Genomic DNA, 22,805 nt, shown 5'->3' with positions numbered 1-22,805 from the left:
TGTGGAAGAACTAGTCTATGACCAGATCAATGAAACCGTCTACACAGAAACAATGGATAATGGATTGAAGGTGTTCCTGCTCGCGAAACCTGAGATGGCTAAAACATTCGGAATATTTACCACGAATTATGGATCTATTGACCAGACCTTTACACCTATTGGGCAAGATGAGAAAGTGACCGTTCCAGAAGGAATTGCACACTTCCTTGAACATAAGCTGTTTGAAAAAGAAGATCGTGATGTCTTTCAAGACTTCACGAAGCTAGGGGCCTCGGCCAATGCTTTTACTTCTTTTACAAAAACGGCTTATTTATTTACAGCCACCAGTCAAATAGAAAAAAATGTGGAGACTTTGCTTAATTTTGTACAGGACCCATATTTCTCAGAGGAATCAGTGGAAAAAGAAAAAGGCATCATTGCTCAGGAAATCCGGATGTATGATGATCAGCCGGACTGGCGCTCCTTTTTTGGAACCATTCAAAGCTTGTATCATCATCACCCTGTAAAAGTAGATATCGCGGGAACAGTGGATTCCATTCAAAACATCACGAAAGATGACCTTTATACTTGCTATGAAACGTTTTATCATCCTTCCAACATGGTCTTGTTCGTAGCTGGTAATATAGAACCAGAAGCGATGATGAAGCAAATTCGCGAAAATCAAGATAGTAAAGAATTTCCGGCTGCTCCGGAAATTAATCGATCCTATCCGGACGAGCCGGCGGAAGTCGCGAAAGCCAATAATTCGATTACTATGCCTGTTACTACTGCTAAAGCAATGGTAGGGGTGAAAGAAAAAGTTACTCATTTAACAGGGAAGGAATTACTTAGAGCCGAGCTGCTTTCCAGCATGATCCTTGATTACTACTTCTCTAAGAGTGGTGCGTTTTATGAAGAACTATACCGTAATGATTTAATTGATGACAGCTTTCAGTTTGAGACAGAACTGGATCGTCAATTTGGATTTACTATCCTTGGCGGAGATACACGGAAGCCTGAAGAAATGACTAAACGTGTAAAAGAAATGCTTCATGAACTAAAAGAAAATAGCATCTCTGATGAAGACTTCACCCGAATGAAGCGTAAGAAAATCGGCCAGTTCATGCGGGCTTTAAATTCTCTTGAGTTTATTGCTAACCAGTTCACTCATTACCACACGCTTGGTGTGGATCTGTTTGACGTGCTGCCGGTTATTGAATCACTTACTTCCAAAGATGCTGAGGAATATCTGCAGCACTGGATTAATGAAGAAGCTATTTCGGTCTTCCAGGTCAAACCTCAGGAAAATGAGTAAACGTTGTCTAATCATTGGAGCAAGCGGTGAAATTGGATGTAGTGTCACCAGGACTCTTGTAGAAAAAGGATATCGTGTCGGTCTGCAGTATTACTCGAATTTGTCTAGAATTGAAAAACTGGAAAACCAAATTCCAGCAAGCCAATGGCTCGGAGCTCACAAGGCTGATTTAACTACTACAGAAGGAATTCAAGCTTTTTTACAAATCATTTCTAAAGATTGGGAAGCTGTGGTATTTTGTGGAGGACATCTATGGAAAGGCCTTTTCCAGGACATGACTGACGCGGAAATGGATGAACTATATCATGTCCACCTTAAAGCTCCCTGGATGATTTCCCGGCACGTTCTTCCCTTTATGATCCATAATAAAGCAGGCAATATCGTAACCGTTTCCTCCATATTTGGCGAAGAAGGAGCAAGTATGGAAGTGGCCTACAGCTCTGTAAAAGGCGCACAAATAAGTTTTGTGAAAGCATTGTCTAAAGAAGTGGCTCCAAGCGGAATTCGAGTTAATGCAGTGACACCGGGGGTTATTGCATCAAAAATGAATAATATGCTCTCTTCTGAAGAATGGAATACTTTAGAAGGTGAAATACCTCTTGGGAGAGCTGGGCAGCCTAATGAAATAGCTGACGCCATCAGCTATTTATTGAGTGATCAATCGAGTTATGTTACAGGACATGTACTGCGGGTAAATGGCGGTTGGTAATAAAAATGTGTGCATAAAATGTTTGTTTCCTCTCATACTAAGTATGAAAAACTTAGAGGAGGTAACAACAATGTCTGTTCTTGAAAATTTTGACTCTTGGAAAGACTTTCTTGGCGATCGTTTGCATCAGGCGCAAGGACAAGGAATGGATCAACAAGCTGTATCAGAACTTGCTTACGAAATTGGGGGATATCTTGCCAATTCAGTAGATGCAGAAAATGATCAGGAAGCGGTTCTTCGTGATCTTTGGAACGTAGCTGACCAAAAGGAACAACACGCTATTGCTAATATGATGGTGAAACTCGTACGTAACGAAGGAACTCAAGCTTAAATAGCAAAAACCGCACATTTCATTGTGCGGTTTTTGCTATTTTTCAAAGATAATCCATTTCCTGACTTTCCTATTCAATAAAAATCCTTTATGATAGATAGTGAGTTCGAGTCCTTAAAGGACAATAAATGACATTTTCCAGAGGAGTTTTGTCATGGAGAAAAAAGAATGGTACTTAGAATATGAAATACAATATAATCGGCCAGGGCTGCTTGGAGATATCTCTTCTTTGCTCGGGATGATGGCGATTAACATTGTTACAATAAACGGGGTAGAAAACTCCCACAGGGGAATGCTGCTCTTATGCAAAGATGAAGAGCAGATTATTCGATTAAAATCAATTTTAGATACAATGGATACCATTAAAGTCACAAAATTACGCCGTCCTAAATTAAGAGACCGACTTGCCGTCAGGCATGGACGCTACATACATAGTGATGTGGATGACCGTAAAACCTTCCGATTCAATCGAGAAGATTTAGGGGTACTCGTTGATTTTATGGCTGAACTGTTCATGAAAGAAGGGCATAAACTTGTAGGAATTCGCGGTATGCCCCGGGTTGGTAAAACGGAGTCTGTAGTAGCGGCAAGTGTATGTGCTAATAAAAGGTGGCTTTTTGTCTCAAGTACTCTTTTAAAGCAGACGGTCAGAAGTCAGTTAATTGATGAAGAATACAGGGAAGATAACCTTTATATTATTGATGGCATTGTTTCTGCCAGACGTGCAAGTGAACAGCACTGGCAGCTTGTGAGGGAAATTATGAGGCTTCCAGCTACCAAAGTGATTGAACATCCAGACATTTTTGTGCAGGAAACAGAGTATAAACTCGATGATTTTGATTACATTATTGAATTAAGAAATAACGATGATGAAGTAATCACGTACGAAACGGTGGAAAAACCAGATATGTCGATGAGTGATGGGTTTTCCATGTTTGATTTTTAACTTAATGGATGGTGTTTTACATGGAGAAGGAGATTGGAGCTCGATTAAGGAATGCACGCGAGTCTAAAGGGATGTCACTTGAACAAGTGCAGGAAACAACTAAAATTAAAACACGCTATCTTCATGCCATTGAAGAGAATGATTTTAATGTTCTGCCGGGTAAGTTTTATACACGTGCTTTTATAAGAGAATACGCATCAGCGGTAGGTATTGATCCTGAACAGATGATGGAAGAACATAAAGATGAGATGCCTTCATTTGAGAAAGAGGGCGCAGCTCAGTATAAAAGCGTCCAGTCCTCTTCAAAAGAGCCTGCTGCGAAAAGAGGAAATATTAACAAATATTTACCGACCGTCATGACGTTTGTTCTTATAATTGGAATATTGTTTGTCGCTTATATTTTTATAATGGATGGTAATAATGACCTGGGAAGCGGAGCCGCTGAGCAGGAAGCTTCAAGTAACGATATCAGTGTTCCGGAACCGTCTGAGGCAGCTGACAGCGAAAGTACTCCGGTCAGCTCAGAATCATCAGGTGAAGAGTCGGCGGATGATGAGGAAGATACAAATAAAGAGCAATCTGGCGAAGAAGGAAGCTCTTCAAGCGAGAAGGAAAATCCGAGTGGGAATGACCAGGAAAGTGAATCCTTCGAAATTTCCCTGGCGGAAAAAGGAACGGGAAACTTTCCACAACATACGTATAACATCTCAACGGCTGAAGAGAAATCTTTAACTATTGAATTGAAAGGTACTGCCTATTTAGAAATACAAGGTGAAGAAACGGGTGAGAATTTAATCTCCCCTATTGAATACAGCCCGGCGGATTCTCCGGTTAAGGTTGATGTTTCAGATAAGAAACAAGTATTTATTAAAACAGGGAATGCTCTTGGCACCATTGTAAAAATCAACGGTGAACAAATAGACTTTCAAACCCAGCAGGCTACCCAAAAGCTTTTGCTTAACTTTAAGTGAAATTATTCGAAAAGGCTGTCCTGAAGGTGGATCATAGAGGAGATGATCATCTTCAATCATTAAAAGGGCAGTCTTTTATTTTAGTGGATTTTAGGAGTGTGACAAAATGAACTTACCGAACAAAATTACGATTTCGAGAATTCTACTTATCCCCATTTTTATCATTTTAATGAGTGTCCCGTTCGAGTGGGGGTCTATTCAAATGGGGGATCGGGAGTTACCCGTGGCTCACCTGGCTGGAGCCATACTATTTATTTTGGCTTCAACGACTGATTGGATTGATGGGTATATTGCAAGAAAATATAATCTAGTAACGAATCTTGGGAAATTCTTAGATCCGCTTGCTGATAAACTCTTAGTAAGTGCCGCCTTAATCGTACTAGTCGAGATCGGTCTTGCTCCAGCCTGGATTGTAATTGTTATTATTAGCCGAGAATTCGCGGTTACAGGGCTTAGGCTTGTTGCGGCAGGTGAAGGAAGTGTTTTAGCTGCAAGTCAAATGGGGAAATTGAAAACTTGGATACAAATTATTTCCATTTCTCTTTTGCTGCTTCACAACTGGCCTTTTGCTTACCTAAACCTGCCTCTAGGAATCATTACTCTTTACTTAGCACTAATTATCACTTTTTATTCTGGATATGAATACTTCCAGAAAAACTGGCATGTTATGAGGGATTCTAAATGAAGGCTGAAGTTATAGCAGTAGGTACAGAATTGTTACTCGGACAAATAGCTAATACGAATGGACAGTGGATTTCTAAAGAATTTGCAAGCCTCGGTATACCTGTTTATCAGCATAGTGTCGTCGGTGACAACATAAAAAGAGTGGAAGATGTTTTCGAGGCGGCTCACAGTCGATCGGACGTTATAGTGATCACAGGTGGTCTTGGTCCAACCGAGGATGACTTAACCAGAGAAGCTGCCCAGAAAATAATCGGGCAGAAACTCATAGAAGACCAACAGGCGATGGAGAAAATAGCTCTTTATTACGAAAAAAACAAACAAACGATGACAGCTAATAACCGAAAACAAGCGTTAGTCTTTGAAGAGAGTATTGTACTTCCTAACCAAGAAGGGATGGCGCCTGGTCAAATTGTAGAACATGACGGAAGAGCGTGGATATTTCTTCCGGGAGTTCCCTCTGAGATGAAATCCCTTATGAAAAGCGGAGTGCTGCCTTATCTGCAGCGGTCCTATAAACTACAGTCTGATATCGTTTCCGAAATGATGTACTTCATAGGTATCGGTGAATCAACCTTGGAAAATAAACTCTCTGCATTAATTTCACACCAGACGAACCCTACACTTGCTCCGCTGGCAAGTGAAGGGGAAGTGGGACTGCGGATTACTGCCACTGGAGAGACAGGCGACGAGGCAAGAGAGAAAATCGCCGTAATGAAAGAGACCATATTACAGATTGTGGGCTCCTATTATTATGGAAGTGACGATGTATCTATTGAGGCAACGGTGCGGGACTTACTTAAAAAAAACGGCTACCGTCTGGGGGCAGCTGAAAGCCTTACAGGAGGCAAATTTATCGAGAAGCTAATATCCCTGCCCGGCGCTTCTGCTGTGACTCAGGGCAGCCTTGTAGCCTACACGCCTTTAATGAAAGAGAAAGTGATTGAGGTACCTCCTTCTCTCATTAAGCAGTATGGAACGATCAGTAATGAATGTGCTGAAACTATGGCTATCAATGCTAAAAGGATTTTAGAGGCTGATGTTGCCATTAGTTTTACAGGGGTGGCTGGACCAGAACTCAGTGAAGGACATGAACCGGGCGCTGTGTTTATCGGACTGCAAATCGCAGATGAGCGTCCCTCTGTGTATTATTTTCAATTTGAAGGAAGCAGAGATAAAATTCGTTCCCGTGCTGTAAAAAAAGGATACGAATTAATTTTTCACCATATCAAAAATTTATAAATGACTAAGAAGACCCTATATAATAATTCTTTTTTCTTAGGAAGAAATAGCAATATTGATAAAAAAGCAACTCAAAAAAGGGAACATTTATTCGCTTTTCAGTTGGCAAACTATCAAAAACAAGTTATGATAGGGATAGAAATTTTGAAAGGCGGTATATTTATATGAGTGATCGTAAACAAGCATTAGATTCAGCTTTGCGTCAAATAGAGAAACAATTTGGTAAAGGTTCTATCATGAAAATGGGGGATGGAAGCGAACAGAAAGTAAACACAGTACCAAGCGGGTCGCTGGCACTGGATGTTGCACTGGGTGTAGGCGGCTATCCTCGAGGTAGAATTGTAGAAATATATGGACCGGAATCGTCCGGTAAAACCACAGTAGCGCTTCATGCTATTGCAGAAGCACAGAGAAAAGGCGGCACGGCAGCTTTCATCGATGCAGAGCATGCACTTGATCCAGTATACGCCCGCCGTTTAGGTGTAGATATCGAAGAACTTCTGTTATCTCAGCCTGATACAGGAGAGCAAGCATTGGAAATAGCGGAGGCGCTTGTTCGAAGCGGCGCAGTGGATATGGTCGTTATTGATTCCGTAGCCGCCCTGGTACCGAAAGCAGAAATTGAAGGGGAAATGGGGGACGCGCATGTAGGATTGCAGGCTCGTCTAATGTCTCAAGCTCTTCGTAAGCTATCAGGTGCAATCAGTAAGTCTAAAACAACTGCAATCTTTATTAATCAGATTCGTGAAAAAGTTGGGGTTATGTTTGGTAATCCTGAAACGACTCCGGGCGGCCGTGCTCTTAAGTTCTACTCCTCTGTTCGTTTAGAGGTGCGCAGAGCGGAAACCTTAAAACAAGGAAATGAAATGGTCGGTAATAAAACACGTCTTAAAGTCGTAAAAAATAAAGTTGCCCCTCCTTTCAAACAAGCAGAAGTCGACATCATGTACGGGGAAGGAATCTCCAGAGAAGGCGAATTACTTGATATCGGGACCGATCTTGATTTGATACAGAAAAGCGGTTCCTGGTACTCTTACGAAGGTGAACGATTAGGTCAGGGTAGAGAGAATGCTAAACAGTTCCTTAAGGAAAATAATCATGTATATGAAGAAGTTAAGCGCATTATTCGTGATCATTACCAAATGGAGCCTAAAGAAGAGGAAAAAGATGAAAAAAAATCAGACAGTCAGGAAACTCTTGACGTATAACCTGTCTGATTTCTGATCTGGCGTTGGTCGAACAACATCTGATTCCATAAACACTTACAAATAGAAGCAGTGGCTGTCATGCGCTGCTTCTGTCTTTTTATACATAAAGACTATACTCGATAGCGGAAACGACAAAATCAGAAGTATAAAGACTGACTGTTTGAAATATTTCAAATAATCTGTGGGCTGGATTTGACGTTTCCTTGACATTCCCTATTGGCAGGCATAAAATGAATGTGTATCATTTTCATCTTTATAACCTTATTTAAATTTAATCACACATTGAAAATGAAACGTTTGTACTACCGACAAACGGACCAAGTTCATAGCAAGAGGAGGTGAAAATATGGGTATAATATCCTCGCTCATCTTCATTTTGCTTGCCCTTATCGTCGGTTCTGTTGTTGGTTATCTTATTCGGAAATCGATTGCGGAGGCGAAAATTTCAAGTGCTGAAGAACTTGCAAAACAGATCGTAGAAGAAGGTCGTCGTAATGCAGATTCAGCTAAAAAAGAGGCTCTTCTTGAAGCTAAAGAAGAGAATCAGAAACTACGCCAGGATGCGGAAAGTGAAAACCGCGAACGCCGCATGGAACTGCAGAAAACTGAAAATCGTTTAACACAGAAAGAAGAGAATCTCGATCGTAAGAGTGATATGCTTGACCAGCGTGATCTTTCACTCGAAAAGAAAGAAGGAACTCTTGCCGAGAGACAACAACAAATTGAAGAAATGGAAAGCAAAGTGAATGCTATGCTTCAAGAGCAGCAAACCGAGCTTGAACGCATATCAGGCTTGACATCAGACCAGGCGAAACAGGTTATTTTAGAACGAGTTGAGCAAGAAGTATCACACGAATCAGCTCTTATGATTAAAGAAGCAGAAAACCGTGCTAAAGAAGAAGCTGATAAAAAAGCGAAAAGCATTCTTTCACTTGCCTTACAGCGATGTGCTGCCGATCACGTGGCAGAAACAACAGTGTCAGTAGTCAACTTGCCAAATGATGAGATGAAAGGACGTATTATCGGCCGTGAAGGTCGTAATATCCGTACTTTAGAAACATTAACAGGTATTGACTTGATTATTGATGATACACCGGAAGCTGTCATTCTGTCAGGTTTTGACCCAATCCGTCGTGAGACTGCCCGAATGGCTCTTGAAAAACTTGTGCAGGATGGTCGAATCCACCCGGCACGTATTGAAGAGATGGTGGACAAGTCACGCCGAGAGGTAGATGACTACATTCGTGAAGTAGGGGAAGAAACTACCTTTGAAGTTGGAGTGCATGGTTTACACCCTGACCTTGTTAAAATTCTTGGTCGCTTGAAGTATCGTACAAGTTACGGGCAGAATGTCCTTAAACACTCCACAGAGGTTGCTTACTTATCAGGTTTACTTGCTGCAGAGTTAGGTGAAGATGAAATGCTTGCCCGCCGGGCAGGTTTACTTCACGACATAGGTAAAGCGATTGACCATGAAGTCGAAGGAAGTCACGTAGAGATTGGAAAAGAACTGGCTACCAAGTATAAAGAAAATGAAACGGTAATTAATGCGATTGCTTCACACCACGGTGATGAAGAGCCTACCTCAATCATTTCTGTACTAGTAGCAGCTGCGGATGCCTTATCAGCAGCTCGTCCAGGTGCTAGAAGTGAGACACTTGAGAATTATATTAAGCGTCTTGAAAAACTCGAAGAAATCTCTGAGTCCTACGAAGGGGTCGAAAAATCATTTGCCATTCAAGCTGGTCGTGAAGTACGTATAATGGTTCGTCCTGATGAAATTGATGATCTTGAAGCTACTAGATTAGCCCGAGATATTCGCAACCGAATCGAGGGAGAACTCGATTATCCAGGTCATATTAAAGTAACAGTTATTCGTGAAACACGTTCGGTGGAGTATGCGAAATAAAAGATATGAAGCGGCCCGCGCGGCCGCTTCATTTATGTTTTCAATAAAATATTAATAGAAATAGAGAGGGTTTAATGATGAAGATATTATTTATAGGAGACGTTGTAGGGTCACCAGGCCGAGATATGGTGGATGAGTATCTGCCAAAATTGAAACAGAAATACCAGCCGACTGTAACGGTAATTAATGGAGAGAATGCTGCCTCAGGTAAAGGAATTACAGAAAAAATTTATCGTCGTTTTCTGGAGAAAGGAGCTCAGGCTGTAACTTTAGGAAACCATGCTTGGGATAAAAAAGAGATTTTTGACTTTATAGACGATGCACAGTATCTCGTTCGACCGGCTAATTTTCCAGAAGGGACTCCTGGGAAAGGTTTAACTTTTGTTAAAACCCCTAAAACTGAGGTAGCCGTCATTAATTTACAAGGGCGTACTTTCCTGTCTCCAAATGATGATCCTTTTAGAAAAGTAGATGAATTAATAGAAGAGGCGAAAAAGCGAACGTCCATTATTTTTCTGGACTTTCATGCTGAAGCTACCAGTGAAAAGCAAGCGATGGGCTGGTATGTGGATGGAAGGGTAAGTGTAAATGTTGGCACCCATACTCATATTCAAACCGCAGATGAAAGAATCCTTCCTGGCGGTACGGCATATATATCGGATGTGGGAATGACGGGTCCTTACGATGGAATTCTTGGTATGGATCGGGAGGCTGTACTTAAACGCTTTCTTACAAATTTACCTGTACGTTTCGAAGTTCCAAAAAAGGGAAGATCACAATTAAGTGGATTTTTGGTAGATGTGGACGAACGGACAGGAAAAGCTAAAAAGGTAAATCGAATTCAGATCAATGATGATCATCCTTTCTTCGAATGATTATTTGAATTTTGTGACAAATTGATTCATAATGAAAAGGTAATATTCTACATCTCCAAGAATATAGTAGTTATGGAACAACTATAGTGATTGAAGGAGGAGCTAGTAATGGACGTATTAAAAGTATCAGCTAAATCCGTACCTAATTCAGTAGCAGGAGCTTTAGCCAACGTTGTGAGAGAGCGCGGCACTGCAGAGATTCAGGCCATTGGTGCAGGCGCATTGAACCAGGCGGTTAAAGCGGTGGCAATTGCTAGAGGGTTTGTAGCCCCTAGTGGATTAGACTTGATTTGCATTCCAGCCTTTACTGATATTATGATCGACGAGGAAGAACGTACGGCGATCAAATTGATTGTCGAGCCTCGATAGCATTAATATAAAGCTTACCTTCATACAAGCCGAAGTCGTACTCTCTGGAGTACGGCTTTTTTTGTGTGCATATGTATTTTTAGAGTGGACAGCCGAGGTTGATAATAAAACTAATCATGTTAAAATTGTTATGTACATAGCTTTTATAACTTGTATTAATGATTAGGGGTGTTCACTGTGAATGGAACAATGAAAGCAATTGTTAAACACCATCGCGGTAAAGGAGCAGAGCTTAAGGAAGTAGCGATTCCTTCGATTCGTGATGATGAAGTATTAATACGTGTCCAGGCAACTTCCATATGTGGAACAGATGTTCATATATATAATTGGGATGAGTGGTCCGAGAGCCGGGTGCAGCCACCTTATGTTTTCGGCCATGAATTTGCAGGTGAGATTGTTGAAGTTGGAGAAAAAGTAAATAACTTCACAGCAGGTGATTATGTAAGTGCAGAGACACATTTAGTATGCGGTCACTGTCCTCAGTGCCTGACGGGTAAATCCCATATATGTGAAAATACTAAGATTATTGGAGTAGATACCCAAGGCTGCTTTGCAGAGTACGTAGCATTGCCAGCAAGTAACCTATGGCGCAACCCAAGCGACCTCCCGACAGATATAGCCTCCATACAGGAGCCGATGGGCAATGCTGTACACACCGTCCTCAATGGTGATGTGGCAGGTAAATCCGTGGCTATTATTGGGTGCGGGCCTATTGGTTTAATGGCTGTGGGTGTAGCTAAAGCAGCGGGAGCGTCCCAGGTCCTGGCTTTTGATCTCAATACTTATCGTCTGGAACTAGCTGAAAAAATGGGAGCTACTACTACGATTAACTCAAGGGAAGAAGATCCTGTAGTTAGAGCTAAAGATTTAACCGATAGACATGGAGTAGATGTGGTTTGTGAAATGAGCGGCCATCCTGTAGCTATGGATCAGGGTTTTAAGATGATCACAAACGGAGGACGTGTGTCTATATTAAGTCTGCCCACGAAAAGAGTGAGCCTTGATGTAACGAATGATATTGTTTTTAAAGGAATAGAAGTTCAAGGGATCACAGGCCGTAAGATGTATGAAACGTGGCAGCAAGTTTCCCGGCTGCTTCAATCAGGGCAGGTTGATGTTAAACCAATGATTACTCATCACTTAAAACTGGATGAGTTTGAAAAAGGATTTGAATTAATGAATCAAGGCGAGTGCGGGAAAGTTGTACTGCATCCATAATTATTAAGGAGGAGATATCATGAAGGGTTTTGAATATTTACAAGAACAATTAGATGAAATGAAGGATGAAGGAACATTCAGAAGTTTGATCCCGTTGGAATCAGCCCAAGGATCAAGAGTGACGATTAAAGGAAAAGAAGTCATTCAGCTTTCCTCCAATAATTATTTAGGATTAACATCTCACCCAAAGATGAAGAAAGCTGCGGAAAAAGCTAACGAAGAATTTGGTGTTGGAACTGGTTCCGTTCGTACCATTGCGGGAACATTGCAAATGCATGAAGATTTTGAAAAGAAACTTGCAAAATTCAAGCACACGGAAGCAGCTCTTGTGTTTCAATCCGGATTCACTACCAATCAAGGTGTACTTTCTTCCATTTTAGGAAAAGAAGATGTAGTTATTTCTGATGAACTGAATCACGCCTCTATTATCGATGGCATTCGCTTAACGAAGGCGGATCGAAAAATTTATAAGCATGTGGACATGAAGTCTTTAGAAAAAGCACTGCAGGCAAGTTCGGAGTATCGTACGCGCTTAGTCGTGACGGACGGGGTGTTTTCCATGGATGGTAATATTGCACCGCTCCCGGAGATTGTCGAACTTGCAGAAAAGCATAACGCCCTCATTATGGTTGATGATGCCCATGCCAGCGGTGTCCTGGGAGATAATGGACGCGGAACAGTAAATCATTTTAATCTTGATGGTCGTGTGCATATTCAAGTGGGGACCTTAAGTAAAGCAATTGGTGTACTCGGCGGATATGTGGCTAGTACGCAAACACTCAGGGAATACTTAATTCATAAAGGACGTCCATTTTTGTTCAGCACCTCTCATCCGCCTGCAGTTACAGCGGCTAACGATGCAGCTATCGATGTACTTCTGGATGAACCGGAGTTAATTGAAAAGCTTTGGGATAATACGAAATATTTTAAAGACGGCCTCTCTTCTCTCGGGTTTGATACAGGCATCAGCGAGACCCCAGTCACGCCTGTTATGATTGGAGACGATGCCCTAACCCATAAGTTTTCAGATGAGTTATTTGAGCACGGAGTATTTGCTCAAGGAATTGTCTTCCCGACTGTACAACGCGGTAAGGGAAGAGTTCGAACCATCGTAACAGCTGAACATTCAAAGGAAGAGCTTAAAGAAGCCTTGGATGCATTTGAAGCCGTTGGTAAAAAATTAGGGATTATATAATTTCTTCGTAAGCCGCTATGATCATCAGTCATGGTGGCTTTTTTTCGTAAAAACTGATACTATTTTGGAGAATGAAGAGAAATTCTCTATTCTACTTAAAATTCAGAGAAAAACTTGATATAATAAGACAGTTAGAAGGCTCGGCTTGAAAGGAGATCGCAATGAACGAACAACAGCGAAAAGATATGTCGCAAATTCGTCAGGTTAATCCCGAAGAAGCGACATCAGATAAAAATAACTTGAATCGTCTGAAAGAGAAATCTAGTGAAGATTTCATGAAATATTTTGAAACTACTTACCAGCCTCCGAATATGAGGGATGCGCAGCGCAGGAAGAAGAAAGAAACAGATGTTCATTATGATTTTACAATACCTGAAGATATGGATCAGTCTGGTAAAGGGAAAAAATATATGATCCGTACATACGGGTGTCAAATGAACGAACATGACACAGAGGTTATGGCCGGAATATTTGAAGAAATGGGATATGAGTCCACCTCGGATACGAAAGAGGCGGATATCATCCTTCTTAATACTTGTGCGATAAGAGAGAATGCCGAGAACAAGGTTTTTGGTGAAATTGGTCACTTAAAACCATTAAAAATGGAAAACCCTAATTTAATCATTGGTGTTTGCGGATGCATGTCTCAGGAGGAATCTGTTGTGAATCGCATCTTGAAGAAGCATCCATTTATCGATTTGATTTTTGGGACACATAACATTCACCGGCTGCCACAACTTGTAAAAGAAGCTATGTTCGGAAAAGAAATGGTTATTGATGTTTGGTCCAAAGAGGGAGACATCATCGAAAACCTTCCGCGTTCCCGTAAAGGCAAGATTAAAGCATGGGTTAATATCATGTACGGTTGTGATAAGTTCTGCACGTATTGCATTGTTCCATATACACGAGGCAAAGAACGCAGCCGATTACCAGCTGATATAATTCAGGAAGTAAGGCACCTGGCTGCCCAGGGATATAAAGAAGTTACTTTACTTGGTCAAAACGTGAACGCTTACGGTAAAGACCTTGACTTAGAATATGGCCTTGGTGACTTGATGGATGAGCTTCGCAGCATAGATATCCCGCGCGTGAGGTTTACAACCTCTCACCCACGTGACTTCGATGACCGGCTCATTGAGGTGCTTTCTAAGGGAGGTAATATGCTCGACCATATTCACCTGCCTGTCCAATCAGGTAATACGGATGTCCTTAAGATCATGGGGCGCAAATATTCGAGAGAAGAATATCTGGAGCTTGTTAAGAGAATTCGAAAATCTATGCCGGACGCTACTCTCACTACCGATATTATCGTTGGTTTCCCGAATGAAACAGAAGAGCAGTTCCAGGATACTCTTTCACTTGTAGAAGAAGTCGGATTTGAAGCGGCTTATACATTTATCTATTCTCCAAGGGAAAACACACCAGCAGCTAAAATGAAGGATAACGTTTCTATGGAAGAGAAAAAAGATCGTCTACAACGTCTGAATAAGTTGGTTAATGAACAGTCAGCAGAGGCGATGAAGCAATATGAAGGCGAGATTGTTCATGTTCTTGTAGAAGGCGAAAGTAAGAATAATGAGGAAGTGCTGGCTGGATACACGAAGCGTAACAAGCTAGTCAATTTTCGTGCTCCTAGATCATCCATCGGTCAAATTGTACCGGTGAAAATAACTAAAGCGAAAACCTGGTCTCTTGATGGAGAAATGGTGGAAGCAAGTGTAGAGGTGAAATAAATGGCAGAGTATACTAGAAAGCAAGTAGTAGATGAAGCTCACAAACTAGCTAATATGATGGCTAATATAGAAGAAATCGATCGCTTTAAGCAGTTGGAAGCAAAGTTGAATGAGAACCAGAAAGTTCAATCTCATATAAAAAAGATTAAAGCTTTACAAAAACAAGCTGTAAACTTTCAAGCTTATGGAAAGTCAGAAGCATTAGAGCGTGTAGAAAAAGAAATTGATCGTCTGCAGAATGAGTTGGATGAAATTCCTGTAGTAGCTGAATTTAAAGAGAGCCAAACAGTCATTAATGATATCCTGCAGATGGTTTCAAGCACAATTTCGCGTGAAGTCACAAATGAAGTAATCCGCTCAACAGGTGGAGACTTACTCAAGGGCGAAACGGGATCAAAAACTAAAGGCAGCAGCTGCAGTTAATTCCTTAAATCGATGTCGCAAAAAAATATTTTTTTCGCTCAAATACCTGTCCGCCATAGGGTTTATCCCTTTGGCGGATTTTTTTCGTGCAGTTTTTATGGGCTCTTGCATAGAATGAATTAAACACGTCCTTAGGTCTTTATCATGTTAGTAACCATTCGCCCAACCCCTGCATAGGATGGGTGGTAGAATAAGGAGGAGTGAAACCCTATGTCTTTTTTTGAGCGTGATTACAGGGAGATCATTACAAAAGCTGTAATTGGAAAAGGTAAAAAGTTTACAGAATCCACGCACACGATCAGCCCCTCGCACCGCCCGACAAGTATCCTGGGTTGTTGGGTCATTAACCACATTTACAATGCAAAGAAAAAAGGGGAGCATGTGGAGGTCTCAGGAAGCTACGATGTGAATGTTTGGTATTCGTATAACGATAATACGAAAACTGAGGTAGTCACAGAACGAGTGAACTATTGTGATCTTGTCAAACTCTCTATTAAAGATGACAACTGTATTCATGACGACGTGGAAGTAATAGCTAAAGTTGTTCAGCAGCCTAATTGTCTAGAAGCGAATATAACCGCCAATGGTCAAAAGATCGTGGTAGAAGTGGAAAGAGAATTTACCGTGGATGTTATCGGGGAAACCAAACTTTGCGTAAAAGTCGATCCTCATGGTTGTGATAAGGATGACGATTATGAATATGAGCTATCATCTGATGATTTTTCAACTATTGAAACTGATTTTCTTCCTTCTTCCAGCAGTGACGACGATAAGCATGATTAGATACAGATTCCTTGCTGACTTCAGCGAGGATTTTCTTTTTTTTAATCCAATTAAAGTTTAGATGGATGCATTAAGGCTCTTTTAGGAATTTTCTAAAAGTAGGCGCTAGAGCTTTTTTAAAATGGGTATGGTAACATTTCCCTTTTTTTAGTTGAGTATGCTTTCGTTCAAGAGAGTTAAGGTTGTGTGCTATAATTGGAATAGTATGAACACAGAACGTTTTGGAGGATTGACTTTATGGCACAATATACACCTATGATGCAGCAATATTTAAAGATTAAAGCAGAAAATAAAGATGCTTTTCTTTTCTTTCGTCTTGGAGATTTTTATGAAATGTTTTTCAACGATGCGCTCCGTGCTTCTAAAGAGCTCGAAATTACATTAACAAGCCGTGACGGTGGAGCTGAAGATCGGATACCTATGTGCGGTGTGCCTTATCATTCAGCTGAAAATTACATAAAGCAACTAGTTGAAAAAGGATTTAAAGTAGCGATCTGCGAACAAGTTGAAGATCCAAAAGCTGCCAAGGGAGTGGTGAGGCGTGAAGTAGTTCAGCTCATTACTCCTGGGACAGTCATGGAAGGCAGTATGCTTGAGGAAAAGGAAAACAACTATCTTGCTTCCCTCAGTGAGTTTAATGATGGTACGTACACGGTGAGCTACAACGACCTGACCACAGGAGAAAACAATGTGGCATTAATCACTGGAGGGTTTGATGCAGCAATCAGTGAATTGTACAGCCGTCCTGTTAAAGAAATTGTTTTAGCAAGTGACTTCAATCACGAACAGCAGGAAATTCTTGAAGATCGACTGGGCTACACTATTTCTCATCAGGATGAGACGTCCATTCAAGAAGAGTTTCAAGAGTTAGTAAAAGAGGTACGACAGGAGAAGCTTCTTATTGGGTTCGGCCGTCTGCTACAATATATTCAATTGACGCAAAAACGCTCCCTTGATCATTTGCAGCCTGTTCGAGTGGTTGAATTAAACCAGTATATGACCCTTGATATGTATTCAAAAAGAAATCTGGAGTTAGTCGAAACTCTCCGGAAGCAAGGAAAGTCTGGCAGCTTATTGTCGGTTGTAGATAAGACAATTACAGCTATGGGCGCAAGGATGTTAAAGAAATGGATGGAACGTCCTCTTCTTACGAAGCAAGCGATAGAAGCTCGGCATGATCAGGTAGAAGGGTTATTGGATCAGTTTTTTGAGCGGGAAACTCTTAGAGAGCAATTAACTTCTGTGTATGACCTCGAACGGCTCGCCGGTCGTGTAGCCTATGGCAATGTGAATGCCAGAGATCTAATTCAAGTGCGAAATTCGTTAAGAAAAATACCTGATATTCTGGAAACGCTGGGGTCCTTCAATCATTCTTCAATGAAGAGCCTCTACGAAAAAATAGATCCGCTTCATGAACTTAAAGAATTATTAGAAGGTAGTATAGCAGAGGACCCGCCGATTACGATTAAAGAAGGTGGATTAATTCAAGATGGTTTCCACCAGCAGCTGGATGAATACCGTGATGCTTCAAGAAATGGGAAGCAATGGATTGCTCAACTGGAAAAGAAAGAAAGAGAAGCCACTGGAATCCGGTCTCTTAAAATCGGCTATAATCGTGTGTTCGGATATTATATTGAAGTAACGAAAGCGAATTTGCGTCACCTGCCTGAAGGAATGTACGAACGGAAGCAGACATTGACGAATGCTGAACGATTTATTACACCTGAGTTAAAAGAAAAAGAAACCATGATCCTTGAAGCTCAGGAGAAAAGTGTAGATTTAGAATATGAACTTTTTCTTGAAGTAAGGGAAAAAGTAAAAACGTATGTTCAGGAGCTTCAGCGATTAGCTGAACAAATCAGTCGTATTGATGTACTTCAGGGGTTTGCTCAAATTGCTGAGACAAATGGATACGTGCGACCTTTTTATGGACAAGCGAGATTAGTGGATATCAAGCAGGGACGTCATCCTGTGGTAGAAAACGTACTTAAAGATGAAACCTTCGTTCCTAATGATATTTATATGAATGAAGAAACCGATGTGCTTCTTATTACGGGGCCGAATATGTCTGGTAAAAGTACGTACATGAGGCAGCTTGCATTGATCGCAATTCTTGGCCAAATGGGTAGTTTTATACCATGTGAATCTGCTACTCTTCCAATATTTGATCAAATTTTTACAAGAATAGGAGCGGCTGATGATCTTGTTTCCGGTCAAAGTACTTTTATGGTTGAAATGCTAGAAGCGAATCATGCTCTTAGTAACGCGACCGAACACAGTATGATTCTGCTTGATGAAATAGGCCGTGGTACAAGCACCTACGACGGTATGGCACTTGCTCAATCGATTGTGGAGCATATCCACGAGCATATTCGTGCGAAAACATTGTTTTCCACTCACTATCATGAATTAACTTCACTGGAAGACCAGCTTGAGCGATTGAAAAATGTCCACGTACGTGCGGAAGAATACGAAGGAAATGTGGTGTTTCTCCATCAGATTAAAGATGGACCGGCAGATGAAAGTTACGGTATTCACGTAGCGAAACTTGCTGATCTCCCCTCCTCTTTAATTAATCGCGCCACCGCTCTTCTTACCCAATTTGAAAGTTCCAGTTCAGCTGCTGAAGAGTCGAGCGCTTCCTTAGAAGAAGAGCAGCTTACTATGTTTGTAGAAGAGCAGAAGCCCCATGCGAAAAAAGGAACGAAATCAAAGTCAAATGTAGAATCCTATCTTAAAGGACTGGATTTAATGGAAATGACACCGATGGATGCTATGAATGAGTTATATCAATTACAAAAACGGATTAAATCGTAAAGGAGGAACAGAGATGGCGCATGTTCAACTTATGCCTGACCATTTATCCAATAAAATAGCTGCTGGAGAAGTTGTGGAGCGGCCAGCCTCTGTTGTCAAAGAACTCGCTGAAAACAGTATTGATGCAGGAGCTTCATGGGTTACGATTGAACTAATGGAAGCTGGTTTACAAAAGATACGCATTACAGATAATGGGGCAGGGATGGAAGAGGAAGACTGTGAAAGAGCTTTTTACCGTCATGCCACGAGTAAAATCAGTAGTGAAAATGATCTATTCCACGTACGGACATTAGGCTTTCGTGGTGAAGCCCTGGCTAGTATTGCAGCTGTAAGCCGCCTGAGGGTGCAAACATCTACAGGAGATCAAGCGGGTACAAAACTCGATTTGGAGGGCGGAAAACTAATGAACAAGAGCAAGAGTGATGCCAGGCAGGGGACGGACATCACTGTTGAAGAATTGTTTTTTAATACTCCGGCCCGTTTAAAATATATGAAGACGATCCACACAGAGCTTGGCCATATTACGGATGTGCTAAACCGAATGGCACTCGCTCATCCAGAAATTAAATTTAAATGCACTCATAATGATAAAGAAATATTTCAGACCAACGGCAGGGGAGACCTGCTACAGGTAATTGCAAAGATTTATGGTGTGAATGTAGCTAGGAAAATGATTCCTATTCAAGCAGATACTCTGGACTTTAAAGTAACGGGATATATTGCAAAGCCCGAAGTGTACCGTGCTTCCCGTAGTTATATGTCGACCATTATTAATGGACGTTTTATTCGAAGCATTCCTTTGAACAAAGCAGTACTACAGGGGTATCACACATTACTCCCGATTGGGAAAAGTCCAATTGTGGTGCTTAATATCGAAATGGATCCAATACTTGTAGATGTGAATGTGCATCCAGCTAAATTAGAAGTCCGATTCAGTAAGGAAAAGGAATTGTTTGAAGCCTTGCAGGAATCCATTACAAAAGCTTTTCGTGAGCAAAGACTGATTCCTGAGGTGCAGCATGCCAACCCTAAACCGGAAAAGAAAGAGAAATCCACTCAGGGAGCTTTTGATTTTTATACGGAGCAGAAAAGTGCAGCGCAAAATGCTGGAAGACGTTCAATGGATTCGATTACAGATGAGGATTCAAATAGTGAGGATGCCGAGGAGGCCGCTTCCTTTTCAGCCCGGCAGGATACTCTAGTTAAAGAAGAGGTGCCTGTTTTTGAAGCTGAGGAAAGCTCTGTCAATGAAGAACAGGATCGCGAGGACATTTCATTAACAGAAGAGAAGGCCCCGAGCCGCGTACCGGCAATGCATCCTGTTGGCCAGGTGCACGGCACATATATCATTGCTCAAAATGAAGATGGGATGTACATCGTGGATCAGCACGCCGCACAAGAGAGAATTAAATATGAATTTTTCAGAGATAAATTAGCAGAAGTAGATCATGAGGTTCAAGAATTACTAGTGCCGCTCACTTTTGATTTTAGTAAACAGGAATCATTAAAAATTGAGGAATATAAAGAAGAGCTTGAAAAAGTTGGTCTATTCTTTGAGACATTCGGAGAGCAGAGTTATATTATCCGTAGTCATCCTCAGTGGTTTCCGAAAGGTTTCGAAGAAGAAGTTATTCATGAAATAATTGATCAGTTAATGAATGAAGATCGCATTAATGTTCTTAAATTGAGGGAAGAGGCAGCTATTCTTATGTCCTGCAAACGATCCATTAAAGCGAATCATTATTTAGATCACACAGGAATGTCACGACTATTAGAAGATTTAAGAACGTCGACCGATCCATTTACATGTCCGCACGGACGACCAATTATTGTTCACTTTTCAGAGTATGAAATGGAGAAAATGTTTAAAAGGGTTATGTGAGGTACATTAGAAAGGCCAACACCTATGCAAAGGGTGTTGGCCTTTCTTTATTAAGATCCAGTCCATTTCTTTAACCCGTTTAATTGTTTTCTTAGCTTATTTAAAGCTTCAGAATTTTCCAGGTGAATTTTTGTCTGGCATACCGGGCAAGTGATCGTATGGTCATTTTCAAAGACAGCACTCGTTCCAATCTCTATATCTTTATTACAATGAGGGCACTGCAAACTAATTTTTTGCGCCTTAAATTTTTCTTTAGCATCCATAAAGAATATCTCCTCCTTAATACTAAAATTCGACAGAAGATAATCATTTCCTGTTTATGGATATAGATTCGAGGAAATTAAAAAGCCAACATTAATTGACATAATCTATTTATGATCAATTAATGTTGGCTTTTTCTCCGCTCTACAGGGGAGGGGACTTACGATATATTTTTTTGCTGTAATAAAAATCGGAAGTAATTATCAATTTGTTTTATGTCATCAGGCTGGATGCCGAACCAGGCTTTTTTATCAAAGAAAACCGGTTTGTCATACCCTTTCGTTTCAAGGAGCTGTTTGATCTCTCTAATTTCATCTTCTTTTTCATCGCTCATACCCAGTAAGTAATCGGCAGTGGTTTGGAGCGCGTGAGCAATTTTAGTTAAATCACTCAAATCAGGGGAAGTGTAATTCCTTTCCCAGTTTGACACGACCTGCGGAGAGACACCGACCTTTTCAGCCAAGTTCGATTGGGTTAACCTTCGATTTTTTCTTAGTGAACGAATTCTTTCATGAACCACTGTGGACGCCTCCTTTTTTATACTATAACACAAACTAACGAATCTCGATAGTACAACTAACGAATATTTTGATTTATACTAACGGATTTCGTTAGTAGTGGTAACGGATTCCGTTAGTATATGCTCTGAGGTATGATTCCTATGCGTTTCATGTATAATGGGTACCAGTGATGGAGGTGTGAAAAATGAAGCCATTAGTCATTTCTGTAGTTGGTCCTACGGCTGTTGGTAAATCAAAACTTGGGGTTGAAATTGCGAAACGTTTTGGAGGAGAAGTCATCAGCGGAGATTCAATGCAGATTTATAAATCGATGGATATTGGAACGGCTAAGGTTACGGAACAGGAAATGCAAGGTATTCCTCATCACCTGGTTGATATTAAAGAACCGGACGAAAGTTTTTCTGTAGCTGAATTTCAGAATAAAGTTCAAAGTCTTATACGGACGATCAGTTCTCGGGGGAATGTACCCGTGATTGTTGGCGGGACCGGATTATACATACAGGCTACGCTTTACAATTTTAATTTTTCTGAGGAAAAAAGGGATGAGCAGGTGATTAAGCGCCTGGAAAAAGAAGCTTCCGAGTATGGTATGGAAGCTCTGTACCAACGTTTGCGATCGGTTGATCCTGAGCAGGCAGAAAAAGTCCACCCAAACAATGAGCGGCGTGTATTGAGAGCGCTGGAAGTTTATGAAACTACAGGCAAAGTGATGAGTGATTATCAGAAACAGCAGAGCAATGAATCACCTTTCCGCCCTTTAATTTTAGGTCTTGAGATGGAAAGAGAAGAGTTGTATAACCGGATTAATCGAAGGGTCGATCAAATGGTAGAAGAGGGTTTAATCGCTGAGGTAAAACGTTTATACGATAAAGGGTATGAACATACGCAGGCGATGAAGGCCATTGGTTACAAAGAGTTTCTTCCATACTTTAATGGAGAATACAGTTTGGATCGTGCCGTAGAGCTGCTGAAAAGGAATTCCAGACGCTATGCTAAGAGGCAGTACACTTATTTTCGTAATAAAATGAATGTTCGTTGGTATTCGATTTCAGAGCGGGGATATGAGGAGAAAATTGAAACAATTTTAAATGATTTAGCAGGAATGATGAAGTGAAAAATAGAATGGTACTAGTACAGATAGAATAGAGGAGGAAAATCCATGGCTCAATCCGTAAATATCCAAGATAACTACTTAAACCAACTGAGAAAAGATCGTATGCAAGTGACTGTCTTTCTGCTTAACGGTTTCCAGCTTCGGGGGACTGTTAAGGCATTTGATAATTTCACTGTCCTTCTCGAGACCGATGGGAAGCAGCAATTAATTTTCAAACATGCAATTTCGACGTTTTCTCCGATGAAAAACGTTTCATTGGAGAAAGAATAGAATTTTAAAAGAACGGACGCTTATACAGCGTCCGTTTTTATTTTGATCGTTTT

22 protein-coding genes are annotated in these 22,805 nt (G+C 41.0%); 20 read left to right on the top strand and 2 right to left on the bottom strand.

Annotated features, from left to right (window positions below; all coding sequences use genetic code 11):
* Position 1: 1 nt before the first annotated feature.
* The 18 genes from yfmH (at position 2) to mutL (ending at position 20,586) form a co-directional block, all read left to right on the top strand.
* Positions 2–1,294, top strand: coding sequence for an EF-P 5-aminopentanol modification-associated protein YfmH (gene yfmH, locus ACTWP7_RS05130; protein ID WP_443122271.1), 1,293 nt, complete (start codon positions 2–4; stop codon positions 1,292–1,294).
* A complete protein-coding gene (gene ymfI, locus ACTWP7_RS05125; RefSeq protein WP_443122270.1) occupies positions 1,287–2,003 on the top strand; it encodes an elongation factor P 5-aminopentanone reductase in 717 nt (238 codons plus the stop codon). Before yfmH ends, ymfI begins: the two co-directional genes overlap by 8 nt.
* Before the next feature lie 70 nt (positions 2,004–2,073).
* Complete coding sequence (locus ACTWP7_RS05120) at positions 2,074–2,334, top strand: DUF3243 domain-containing protein (RefSeq protein ID WP_443122269.1); 261 nt, start codon at positions 2,074–2,076, stop codon at positions 2,332–2,334.
* A gap of 154 nt (positions 2,335–2,488) precedes the next feature.
* Positions 2,489–3,280 carry a DUF3388 domain-containing protein gene (locus tag ACTWP7_RS05115; RefSeq protein ID WP_422167759.1) on the top strand — a complete coding sequence of 264 codons (792 nt, stop codon included), beginning with the start codon at positions 2,489–2,491 and terminating at the stop codon, positions 3,278–3,280.
* A 20-nt stretch (positions 3,281–3,300) separates the two neighbouring features.
* Positions 3,301–4,251 (top strand): helix-turn-helix domain-containing protein, encoded by a 951-nt coding sequence (locus ACTWP7_RS05110; RefSeq protein WP_443122268.1) that lies wholly within the window; start codon positions 3,301–3,303, stop codon positions 4,249–4,251.
* Positions 4,252–4,357: 106 nt separating this feature from the next.
* On the top strand, positions 4,358–4,936 hold the full coding sequence (gene pgsA / locus ACTWP7_RS05105; protein WP_014643347.1) for a CDP-diacylglycerol--glycerol-3-phosphate 3-phosphatidyltransferase: 579 nt from the start codon (positions 4,358–4,360) through the stop codon (positions 4,934–4,936).
* Positions 4,933–6,174 carry a competence/damage-inducible protein A gene (locus tag ACTWP7_RS05100; RefSeq protein WP_443122267.1) on the top strand — a complete coding sequence of 414 codons (1,242 nt, stop codon included), beginning with the start codon at positions 4,933–4,935 and terminating at the stop codon, positions 6,172–6,174. Before pgsA ends, ACTWP7_RS05100 begins: the two co-directional genes overlap by 4 nt.
* Positions 6,175–6,338: 164 nt before the next feature.
* Positions 6,339–7,382, top strand: coding sequence for a recombinase RecA (gene recA / locus ACTWP7_RS05095; RefSeq protein ID WP_443122266.1), 1,044 nt, complete (start codon positions 6,339–6,341; stop codon positions 7,380–7,382).
* A gap of 346 nt (positions 7,383–7,728) precedes the next feature.
* The gene (gene rny / locus ACTWP7_RS05090) at positions 7,729–9,291 is read left to right on the top strand and encodes a ribonuclease Y (RefSeq protein WP_014643350.1); all 1,563 of its coding nucleotides are present in this window, start codon (positions 7,729–7,731) and stop codon (positions 9,289–9,291) included.
* A gap of 77 nt (positions 9,292–9,368) precedes the next feature.
* Positions 9,369–10,166 (top strand): TIGR00282 family metallophosphoesterase, encoded by a 798-nt coding sequence (locus ACTWP7_RS05085; RefSeq protein ID WP_014643351.1) that lies wholly within the window; start codon positions 9,369–9,371, stop codon positions 10,164–10,166.
* Positions 10,167–10,274: 108 nt separating this feature from the next.
* Positions 10,275–10,535, top strand: coding sequence for a stage V sporulation protein S (locus tag ACTWP7_RS05080; protein ID WP_014643352.1), 261 nt, complete (start codon positions 10,275–10,277; stop codon positions 10,533–10,535).
* Positions 10,536–10,712: 177 nt separating this feature from the next.
* Positions 10,713–11,753 carry an L-threonine 3-dehydrogenase gene (gene tdh / locus ACTWP7_RS05075; RefSeq protein WP_443122265.1) on the top strand — a complete coding sequence of 347 codons (1,041 nt, stop codon included), beginning with the start codon at positions 10,713–10,715 and terminating at the stop codon, positions 11,751–11,753.
* Between the two features lie 19 nt (positions 11,754–11,772).
* Positions 11,773–12,948, top strand: coding sequence for a glycine C-acetyltransferase (locus ACTWP7_RS05070; protein WP_443122264.1), 1,176 nt, complete (start codon positions 11,773–11,775; stop codon positions 12,946–12,948).
* Positions 12,949–13,109: 161 nt separating this feature from the next.
* The gene (gene miaB / locus ACTWP7_RS05065) at positions 13,110–14,681 is read left to right on the top strand and encodes a tRNA (N6-isopentenyl adenosine(37)-C2)-methylthiotransferase MiaB (protein WP_014643355.1); all 1,572 of its coding nucleotides are present in this window, start codon (positions 13,110–13,112) and stop codon (positions 14,679–14,681) included.
* Positions 14,682–15,104, top strand: coding sequence for a RicAFT regulatory complex protein RicA family protein (locus ACTWP7_RS05060; protein WP_014643356.1), 423 nt, complete (start codon positions 14,682–14,684; stop codon positions 15,102–15,104).
* A 210-nt stretch (positions 15,105–15,314) separates the two neighbouring features.
* A complete protein-coding gene (locus ACTWP7_RS05055; RefSeq protein ID WP_014643357.1) occupies positions 15,315–15,887 on the top strand; it encodes an outer spore coat protein CotE in 573 nt (190 codons plus the stop codon).
* A 237-nt stretch (positions 15,888–16,124) separates the two neighbouring features.
* Entirely contained in the window at positions 16,125–18,704 is a 2,580-nt protein-coding gene (gene mutS, locus ACTWP7_RS05050) for a DNA mismatch repair protein MutS (RefSeq protein WP_443122263.1), read from the top strand.
* Between the two features lie 13 nt (positions 18,705–18,717).
* A complete protein-coding gene (gene mutL, locus ACTWP7_RS05045; protein WP_443122262.1) occupies positions 18,718–20,586 on the top strand; it encodes a DNA mismatch repair endonuclease MutL in 1,869 nt (622 codons plus the stop codon).
* A 50-nt stretch (positions 20,587–20,636) separates the two neighbouring features.
* Here mutL and ACTWP7_RS05040 read toward each other — a convergent pair whose 3' ends face one another.
* Positions 20,637–20,849, bottom strand: a complete 213-nt coding sequence (locus tag ACTWP7_RS05040; RefSeq protein WP_443122261.1) for a hypothetical protein — start codon at positions 20,847–20,849, stop codon at positions 20,637–20,639.
* Positions 20,850–21,007: 158 nt separating this feature from the next.
* Positions 21,008–21,367: a helix-turn-helix domain-containing protein gene (locus tag ACTWP7_RS05035; RefSeq protein ID WP_014643360.1), complete on the bottom strand. Its 360-nt coding sequence runs from the start codon at positions 21,365–21,367 to the stop codon at positions 21,008–21,010.
* Positions 21,368–21,552: 185 nt separating this feature from the next.
* Here ACTWP7_RS05035 and miaA point away from each other — a divergent pair, with 185 nt between their 5' ends.
* Both miaA and hfq read left to right on the top strand, forming a co-directional pair.
* On the top strand, positions 21,553–22,482 hold the full coding sequence (miaA, locus tag ACTWP7_RS05030; RefSeq protein WP_443122260.1) for a tRNA (adenosine(37)-N6)-dimethylallyltransferase MiaA: 930 nt from the start codon (positions 21,553–21,555) through the stop codon (positions 22,480–22,482).
* Between the two features lie 45 nt (positions 22,483–22,527).
* Complete coding sequence (gene hfq / locus ACTWP7_RS05025) at positions 22,528–22,752, top strand: RNA chaperone Hfq (RefSeq protein WP_443122259.1); 225 nt, start codon at positions 22,528–22,530, stop codon at positions 22,750–22,752.
* Positions 22,753–22,805: the final 53 nt, after the last annotated feature.

It is taken from the genome of Halobacillus sp. B29 (assembly GCF_052246755.1).
In the GTDB taxonomy this organism is placed as follows: Bacteria; Bacillota; Bacilli; order Bacillales; family Halobacillaceae; genus Halobacillus; species Halobacillus halophilus.
This window is presented reverse-complemented; position numbering and strand designations above follow the sequence as displayed.

Coding starts and splice junctions, on each gene's coding strand:
- miaA (WP_443122260.1), top strand. CDS start 21,553: ATGAAGCCATTAGTCATTTCTGTAGTTGGTCCTACGGCTGTTGGTAAA.
- ymfI (WP_443122270.1), top strand. CDS start 1,287: ATGAGTAAACGTTGTCTAATCATTGGAGCAAGCGGTGAAATTGGATGT.
- hfq (WP_443122259.1), top strand. CDS start 22,528: ATGGCTCAATCCGTAAATATCCAAGATAACTACTTAAACCAACTGAGA.
- ACTWP7_RS05070 (WP_443122264.1), top strand. CDS start 11,773: ATGAAGGGTTTTGAATATTTACAAGAACAATTAGATGAAATGAAGGAT.
- pgsA (WP_014643347.1), top strand. CDS start 4,358: ATGAACTTACCGAACAAAATTACGATTTCGAGAATTCTACTTATCCCC.
- recA (WP_443122266.1), top strand. CDS start 6,339: ATGAGTGATCGTAAACAAGCATTAGATTCAGCTTTGCGTCAAATAGAG.
- mutL (WP_443122262.1), top strand. CDS start 18,718: ATGGCGCATGTTCAACTTATGCCTGACCATTTATCCAATAAAATAGCT.
- ACTWP7_RS05080 (WP_014643352.1), top strand. CDS start 10,275: ATGGACGTATTAAAAGTATCAGCTAAATCCGTACCTAATTCAGTAGCA.
- mutS (WP_443122263.1), top strand. CDS start 16,125: ATGGCACAATATACACCTATGATGCAGCAATATTTAAAGATTAAAGCA.
- ACTWP7_RS05055 (WP_014643357.1), top strand. CDS start 15,315: ATGTCTTTTTTTGAGCGTGATTACAGGGAGATCATTACAAAAGCTGTA.
- ACTWP7_RS05120 (WP_443122269.1), top strand. CDS start 2,074: ATGTCTGTTCTTGAAAATTTTGACTCTTGGAAAGACTTTCTTGGCGAT.
- ACTWP7_RS05085 (WP_014643351.1), top strand. CDS start 9,369: ATGAAGATATTATTTATAGGAGACGTTGTAGGGTCACCAGGCCGAGAT.
- ACTWP7_RS05060 (WP_014643356.1), top strand. CDS start 14,682: ATGGCAGAGTATACTAGAAAGCAAGTAGTAGATGAAGCTCACAAACTA.
- ACTWP7_RS05110 (WP_443122268.1), top strand. CDS start 3,301: ATGGAGAAGGAGATTGGAGCTCGATTAAGGAATGCACGCGAGTCTAAA.
- miaB (WP_014643355.1), top strand. CDS start 13,110: ATGAACGAACAACAGCGAAAAGATATGTCGCAAATTCGTCAGGTTAAT.
- ACTWP7_RS05100 (WP_443122267.1), top strand. CDS start 4,933: ATGAAGGCTGAAGTTATAGCAGTAGGTACAGAATTGTTACTCGGACAA.
- ACTWP7_RS05040 (WP_443122261.1), bottom strand. CDS start 20,849: ATGGATGCTAAAGAAAAATTTAAGGCGCAAAAAATTAGTTTGCAGTGC.
- ACTWP7_RS05115 (WP_422167759.1), top strand. CDS start 2,489: ATGGAGAAAAAAGAATGGTACTTAGAATATGAAATACAATATAATCGG.
- rny (WP_014643350.1), top strand. CDS start 7,729: ATGGGTATAATATCCTCGCTCATCTTCATTTTGCTTGCCCTTATCGTC.